The organism is Rhodococcus sp. 06-418-5, from assembly GCF_002258285.1.
Lineage (GTDB): Bacteria > Actinomycetota > Actinomycetes > Mycobacteriales > Mycobacteriaceae > Rhodococcoides.
The window spans coordinates 399,359-405,478 of sequence record NZ_NOYE01000025.1; the positions used below are offsets into that span (position 1 = coordinate 399,359).

Annotated in this window: 9 protein-coding genes; 3 read left to right on the forward strand and 6 right to left on the reverse strand. The window is 64.1% G+C overall.

Going from position 1 to position 6,120, the window contains the following annotated elements; all coding sequences use genetic code 11:
• The first annotated feature begins 30 nt into the window (after positions 1-30).
• Both thiD and CH274_RS20570 read left to right on the forward strand, forming a co-directional pair.
• Positions 31-822: a bifunctional hydroxymethylpyrimidine kinase/phosphomethylpyrimidine kinase gene (thiD, locus tag CH274_RS20565; protein ID WP_094631561.1), complete on the forward strand. Its 792-nt coding sequence runs from the start codon at positions 31-33 to the stop codon at positions 820-822.
• A gap of 119 nt (positions 823-941) precedes the next feature.
• Positions 942-1,247, forward strand: coding sequence for a hypothetical protein (locus CH274_RS20570; protein WP_094645483.1), 306 nt, complete (start codon positions 942-944; stop codon positions 1,245-1,247).
• Positions 1,248-1,296: 49 nt separating this feature from the next.
• On the opposite strand, the gene CH274_RS20575 is transcribed toward CH274_RS20570, so the two are convergent.
• The 6 genes from CH274_RS20575 to CH274_RS20600 all read right to left on the reverse strand — a co-directional run bounded on the left by CH274_RS20575 (position 1,297) and on the right by CH274_RS20600 (position 4,727).
• Positions 1,297-1,524, reverse strand: a complete 228-nt coding sequence (locus CH274_RS20575) for a hypothetical protein (protein WP_094645482.1) — start codon at positions 1,522-1,524, stop codon at positions 1,297-1,299.
• On the reverse strand, positions 1,521-1,781 hold the full coding sequence (locus CH274_RS20580; RefSeq protein ID WP_032394280.1) for a lipopolysaccharide assembly protein LapA domain-containing protein: 261 nt from the start codon (positions 1,779-1,781) through the stop codon (positions 1,521-1,523). Before CH274_RS20580 ends, CH274_RS20575 begins: the two co-directional genes overlap by 4 nt.
• Positions 1,782-1,867: 86 nt before the next feature.
• Positions 1,868-2,038 (reverse strand): CsbD family protein, encoded by a 171-nt coding sequence (locus CH274_RS20585; RefSeq protein ID WP_008718579.1) that lies wholly within the window; start codon positions 2,036-2,038, stop codon positions 1,868-1,870.
• A gap of 114 nt (positions 2,039-2,152) precedes the next feature.
• Positions 2,153-2,959 carry a transglutaminase-like domain-containing protein gene (locus CH274_RS20590; protein ID WP_094631563.1) on the reverse strand — a complete coding sequence of 269 codons (807 nt, stop codon included), beginning with the start codon at positions 2,957-2,959 and terminating at the stop codon, positions 2,153-2,155.
• Between the two features lie 85 nt (positions 2,960-3,044).
• Positions 3,045-4,064, reverse strand: a complete 1,020-nt coding sequence (locus CH274_RS20595; RefSeq protein ID WP_094631564.1) for an LLM class flavin-dependent oxidoreductase — start codon at positions 4,062-4,064, stop codon at positions 3,045-3,047.
• Between the two features lie 81 nt (positions 4,065-4,145).
• Positions 4,146-4,727 carry a TetR/AcrR family transcriptional regulator gene (locus CH274_RS20600; protein WP_222092734.1) on the reverse strand — a complete coding sequence of 194 codons (582 nt, stop codon included), beginning with the start codon at positions 4,725-4,727 and terminating at the stop codon, positions 4,146-4,148.
• A gap of 94 nt (positions 4,728-4,821) precedes the next feature.
• On the opposite strand from CH274_RS20600, the gene CH274_RS20605 reads away from it, so the two are divergent.
• Entirely contained in the window at positions 4,822-5,964 is a 1,143-nt protein-coding gene (locus CH274_RS20605; RefSeq protein WP_045196102.1) for an acyl-CoA dehydrogenase family protein, read from the forward strand.
• Positions 5,965-6,120 lie beyond the last annotated feature (156 nt).

Here is a 6,120-nt window from a genome sequence, read left to right on the forward strand (position 1 = left end):
GGGTCGAAAGGCACTTGTCATACTGAGGTCATGTCGACAATCGCGTACGTGATCGCAGGTTCGGAAGCCACCGGTGGAGCCGGTCTGCAGGCAGACCTCAAGACATTCGAGCGGCTCGGGGTCTACGGAGTCGGCACCATCACGTGCATCGTCTCGTTCGATCCGAAGTCCGACTGGGGCCACCGCTTCGTTCCCATCGACAGCTCGGTCATCGCCGATCAGATCGAAGTCGCCACTGCCGCACACGATCTCGATGTCGTCAAGATCGGCATGCTCGGCACACCCGCTACCGTCGAGACCGTGGCGAGCTCACTGCGTCTGCAGCCGTGGCGGCACGTGGTGGTCGATCCGGTGTTGATCTGCAAGGGTCAGGAGCCGGGCGCGGCGCTCGACACCGACAATGCGCTTCGGCGCGACATCCTTCCGCTGGCCACCGTGATCACCCCCAATCTGTTCGAGGCACAGACATTGTCCGGAATGGACGCCATCACCACCGTCGACGATCTGGGCGAGGCGGCCAAGCGAATTGCCGAACTCGGACCGCGGTACGTGGTGGTCAAGGGGGGTGCGGGGTTGCCCGGCGACGAGGCCGTAGACGTCGTCTGGGACGGTTCCGAACTGACCGTGCTGCGCGCCCCCAAGGTGGGCGAGGAGCGGGTATCGGGTGCCGGATGCGTGTTCGCCGCGGCCATCACGGCCGAGCTCGCGAAAGGCGTGGACGTGCTCGACGCGGTCGCCACCGCCAAGAACTTCGCACACGCAGGCATCGTCGGACGGCTGACGAGCCACGCCCCGTTCGCCGCAGTGAGTTGGCACGACTGAACCATCGGCCCGATGTTTGTCGACGGCGCTTTACGGGAACCGCGCTGTGAAGGCGGTGAACGCTCCTCAGGACCGGTCTGCGGTCAGTGGCCGTCACTCATTCATCTCGAGAGGTTCACATGGCGCACCAGAACACGAGCGATTCCGACGCCGGCGCACGCGACGACGATCGGACGACCCGCGGCCACGCGGGTGAGGCGATAGTCGACACGCGAAACTGGCCCGGATACATCTTCATCGGAATTGCATTGGTGAGCCTGGGTCTCACCCTTACCGCCGCCGGCTACGGGTTCTCCGGATGGGTGTGGATCGGTGCGATCGCCGCGCCGGTTCTTCTCGCGGCCGGAATTGCACTGGTTCTACTGGAGCGCAAACGTGTCAAGGCTCGGGAAGGCAAGTCGCTGACCGACCCGGCGGGACACTGATCGTCGCCGGGTAGGCCGGTACAGCCGGCCGACGCATTGGTCGACCGGCTCAGCGGCGTGCGCGAAGAGACTCACGATCCTTCTTGCCCTGCGACTTGTCGGCCCGCCGTTGTGCGAATCGACCGGCCGACTTCAGGCCTCTGGACACGACATTGTCCTTGCCCGTTCGCTTTTCGAGGCTCTGGCCGGCGAGGGCCAACAACCGAGCGAGGACGGGAAGCCCGATCGCAACGATGAGGTAGCGGTACAGGTACTTGCGCGCGAGCAGGGGGATCATCGGACTGCGCGTCGAACCTTGAGCGCAGCGGTGGCGGTCAACGTGATGACGGCTCCGACGACAGCGGCACCGAGCAAGGAGACGCCCTGGCCGAGATCGAAGTTCCAGCCCAGGAAGTTGATGGTGGTGTGCACGGTGTTCTGCAGCACGAAGATCACCAGTGCTGCGACCAGGACGAGCGTGACGAGGAGGGCAAACTTCGAGGCGAATCCGCCGCGACGCTTGGTGGTCTCGGTGTTGCCGGTGGATGTGGTCATGAGGGAATCCGTTCTGTGAGGTGGAAGGGGTGAAAGGCGAGTGCCGCCGATCATCGAGATCGGCGGCACTCGATGCGATTGCGGTGTTACTTGAAGGTGTCCTTGATGTTCTCGCCGACCTTCTTCACGCCTGCCGAACCCTGATCCTTCTTGCCCTCGGCCTCGAGGTCCTTGTTGTCGGTGGCGTCGCCGACAACTTCCTTCGCCTTGCCGATGGCGTCTTCCGCGGCGTTCTTGGCCTTGTCGATGAAGCTCATGAGAGTCCTTCCGGGTGGCTGTGATTGTTGGTAACGGATACTTAGTCGGTTTTCGTCACCGAAAGCAAACGAACGTGTGATGCAGATCACATTCGGGCGGTGTCCGGCCGGAGATCAGGTGAGGGAGACCAGTTCGGTGATGTCGTCCTCGGGGAGCTCGCCGTCGACCACTGCCGTGACCACGGAACTGTTCAGCGTGATGGCACCCTTGTGGTTGTCCAGGAACGCAGTGTCGGCGGCGTCGCGACCGACCGAGATGCGCACCAGCGTCGAGCGCGGGGCGAGGCAGGTGGCATCCACGACGCGCCACTGGCCGCCCACGAATGCTTCGGCGACGGCGTGGAAGTCCATCGGATCGCAGCCGGGTGCGTACACCGCTACCAGGCGGGCCGGAACGTTGACCGCCCGCAGCATGGCCACCACGAGGTGCGAGTAGTCCCGGCAGACGCCCTGTCCGGCGAGCAGTGTGTCGACAGCTCCGTCGATCGGATCACTGCTCCCCGGAACGTAACTCAGGCGGGCTCCGACCCACGCGGAGATCTTGGCCAGCAGTTCCTCGGAATCCGCGTAGTCGCCGAATTCGGTTGCGGCGAAACCGTAGAACTTGTCGGCCTCGGCGTACCGGCTCGGTCGGAGGTAGAGCGACATGTCGTAGTCGGTGACCGGTGCCGGGGTGGTGTTGCCCAAGATGGTGGCGTCGTACGAGACCTGCAGGTTGCCAACGTCGGCGGGCATGACGTGAATTCGGTTGCCGTGCGGCCCGCTCACTTCCTTCGCCTCGATGGGGTTGCCGTCGAGAACGAAGGACAGTGATTCGGTGACCGTCGTGCCCGGATGCGGCGCGATTGCGATCTGGAATTCGAGCGTGGTGGCTGCGGTGATGTCTACATCGAGGCGCGCGGATACGTCGCGTTTGAGCATGGGAACTCCTGGCAGGCGAGGGCGGGTGAACGAGCTGCCAGTACCCGTATCCGCCGATACCAACCCCCTCCCGCTCTGCGAGTGGTCAGCGCCACCCCAACGCGGGAGCGACATCGCGCAACACAGTGCCGAGGACGTGGGCGCAGTAGTCGACGCCCAGCTGGTTGGGGACGGTGAGCAGCAGCGTATCGGCGGCTGCGATAGCTTCGTCCGCGGCGAGCTCTTCGATCAGTCGATCGGGCTCGCCTGCGTACGTCTTGCCGAATCGGGCCTTGCCGCCGTCGATGTAGCCGACCTGATCGTCGCCGCTGCCCTCTCGGCCGAAGTAGGCGCGATCGAGATCGTTCACGATCGGAAAAATGCTGCGACTCACCGAAGTTCGCGGCGCGAAGTCGTGTCCAGCGTCGCTCCACGTCTTGTGGAATCGTTCGATCTGCTCGGCCTGCAATCGATGGAACGGCACTCCGGTGTCTTCGCTCAACAGCGTCGAGCTCATCAGGTTCATGCCCTGTCGCGCGGTCCACTCGGCGGTGTCGCGGGTGCCGGCACCCCACCAGATGCGCTGCCGCAAACCGGGGGAGTGTGGTTCCAGGCGCAGGAGTCCGGGCGGATTGGGAAACATCGGCCGCGGATTGGGCTGTGCGAAACCCTTGCCTTCGAGAAGATCGAGATAGATGCGGGTGTGTTCACGGGCCATGTCGGCGTGATCGGAGCCCTCGGCCGGTGTGTAGCCGAAGTAGCGGTAGCCCTCGACGACCTGTTCGGGCGATCCTCGGCTGACTCCGAGCTGCAGCCGCCCGCCCGAGATGAGATCGGCGGAACCCGAGTCCTCGGCCATGTAGAACGGGTTCTCGTAGCGCATGTCGATGACACCGGTGCCGATCTCGATGGTGCTCGTCTTGGCACCGACGGCGGCGAGGAGTGGGAACGGTGACGCGAGCTGGTTGGCGAAGTGATGGACGCGGTAGTACGCGCCGTCGGCACCCAGTTCTTCGGCGGCGACCGCGAGGTCGATGGACTGCAGCAGCACGTCCGACGCGGACCGCGTCTGCGACTGTGGGGACGCCGACCAGTGTCCGAAGGACAGAAATCCGATCTTCTTCATCACGCGCTCTTTCGTTGAAGGATCAACTGTATTCGTTGGGTGTCAGCGCATACCGAGGTCGATTCATTCCCTGCTCCGCGGCTACGCGCCGATGCCCGCCGTCAGCAATTTCGCCAGTTCGAGGTAAGCGTCGCCGTCGCTCAGTCCGGTCAGTCGAAACACCTCGCGAGTCTGAATGCGAACCATGACCGAGGAGGCCACGTCCCCGACGAAGGCCGCGTGCACGTCGCGCACTTCACCGCTGGCCACGCCCTCGCTGATCAACTCCTGGACGCGGCGCGCGGCGATGGCGGTGTTTCGTTCGTATACCGAGCGGGCCGCCTCCAGTGACGCCAGGTCGGTCATGAACTGTTCGGACGCGGACTCGAGAGCTGCCCCCACCGCGGTGAGATAGGTGGTGATGCGATTGCGGGTGCCGTCCACCTCGGCGACCGCGTTCTCCACCTGCGTGGTCATGGACTTGAAATAGTGCACCGTTGCGCCGCCGACCAGCTGATCCTTGCTCGACGCCAGGGTGTACAGCGTGGACTTGGAGCACCGAAGCCGGGCCGCGATGGTGTCGAGGGTCAGGTGTGCGAAGCCCTCTGCCAGAAACAAGCTCACGAGCTGGTCGAAGAGTTCGGAACGGCGTGCCGTGGCATGCGAGGTCACGGGTGCGTTCACATCAGGGATGGTACTGCATCGGCTTGTGCAGTACTGTGCATCAGTACTGCGGATCGTCCGGCAGTACTGATGCGATAGCCCCGGAGGTTTTCACGTGCCCGTCGACCGTCTGTTGCCCACGTCCGAAGCGCGTGATCTGATCGCCCTGACCCGGGACGTGGCAGACAAGGTCCTCGACCCGATCGTCGACGACCACGAACGGCGTGAGACCTACCCGGAGGGAGTGTTCGCCACCCTCGGCGAGGCGGGCCTGTTGAGCCTGCCGTACGCGGAGGAATGGGGAGGTGGTGGCCAACCGTACGAGGTGTACCTCCAGGTCCTCGAAGAACTGGCGTCGCGCTGGGCGGCGGTTGCAGTCGCAGTGAGCGTGCACGGTCTGGCTTGCTATCCCGTGATGGCGTTCGGTACCGAACAGCAGAAAGCCGACAAACTCCCCGACATGCTCGGTGGGGCGCAGATCGGCGCCTACTCACTGTCCGAAGCACAGGCCGGCTCGGACGCTGCCGCACTGAGCTGCAAGGCCACCCCGACCGAGGGTGGCTACACCGTGAACGGTTCGAAGGCGTGGATCACACACGGCGGAGTGGCCGACTTCTACAACCTGTTCGCTCGTACCGGCGAAGGGTCGAAAGGTATCTCGTGCTTCCTCGTTCCGGACGGAACCGACGGCCTGAGCTTCGGCAAGCCCGAAGAGAAGATGGGACTGCATGCGATCCCGACGACCGCCGCGCACTACGACAACGTCCACGTACCCACCGAGTGGCGAATCGGCGCGGAGGGGCAGGGACTGCAGATCGCCTTCAGTGCCCTCGATGCAGGCAGGCTCGGAATTGCCGCTGTAGCCGTGGGAATCGCGCAGGCGGCGCTCGACGACGCGGTGAAGTACGCCCAGGAACGTACGGCGTTCGGCAAGAAGATCATCGACCATCAGGGCCTCGGTTTCGTGTTGGCGGACATGGCAGCGGCAGTGGACTCGGCCCGCGCCACCTACCTCGATGCTGCCCGTCGACGTGACGCCGGACTTCCTTACTCGCGCAACGCTTCCGTGGCCAAGCTGATCGCTACCGATGCGGCCATGAAGGTGACCACCGACGCGGTACAGGTGTTCGGTGGCTACGGGTACACCCGCGACTTCCGCGTCGAGCGATACATGCGCGACGCCAAGATCACTCAGATCTTCGAGGGCACCAACCAGATTCAGCGTCTGGTGATCGCGCGCTCGCTCGCCACGAACTGACGATCTCCGTTTGCCACTCCACACAACGTAGGGGACATCTGCATGACCACAACCGAACCCGATATCCATACCACTGCGGGTAAATTGGCCGATCTTCGTAAACGTCTCGCGGTTGCGGAGATTCCGTCCGGTGAGGCGGCGGTGGACAAGGTCCAC

Bases quoted from the DNA above. Each gene is read 5' to 3' on its own strand.
- thiD (WP_094631561.1), top strand. From the start codon at position 31: ATGTCGACAATCGCGTACGTGATCGCAGGTTCGGAAGCCACCGGTGGA.
- CH274_RS20570 (WP_094645483.1), top strand. From the start codon at position 942: ATGGCGCACCAGAACACGAGCGATTCCGACGCCGGCGCACGCGACGAC.
- CH274_RS20575 (WP_094645482.1), bottom strand. From the start codon at position 1,524: ATGATCCCCCTGCTCGCGCGCAAGTACCTGTACCGCTACCTCATCGTT.
- CH274_RS20580 (WP_032394280.1), bottom strand. From the start codon at position 1,781: ATGACCACATCCACCGGCAACACCGAGACCACCAAGCGTCGCGGCGGA.
- CH274_RS20585 (WP_008718579.1), bottom strand. From the start codon at position 2,038: ATGAGCTTCATCGACAAGGCCAAGAACGCCGCGGAAGACGCCATCGGC.
- CH274_RS20590 (WP_094631563.1), bottom strand. From the start codon at position 2,959: ATGCTCAAACGCGACGTATCCGCGCGCCTCGATGTAGACATCACCGCA.
- CH274_RS20595 (WP_094631564.1), bottom strand. From the start codon at position 4,064: ATGAAGAAGATCGGATTTCTGTCCTTCGGACACTGGTCGGCGTCCCCA.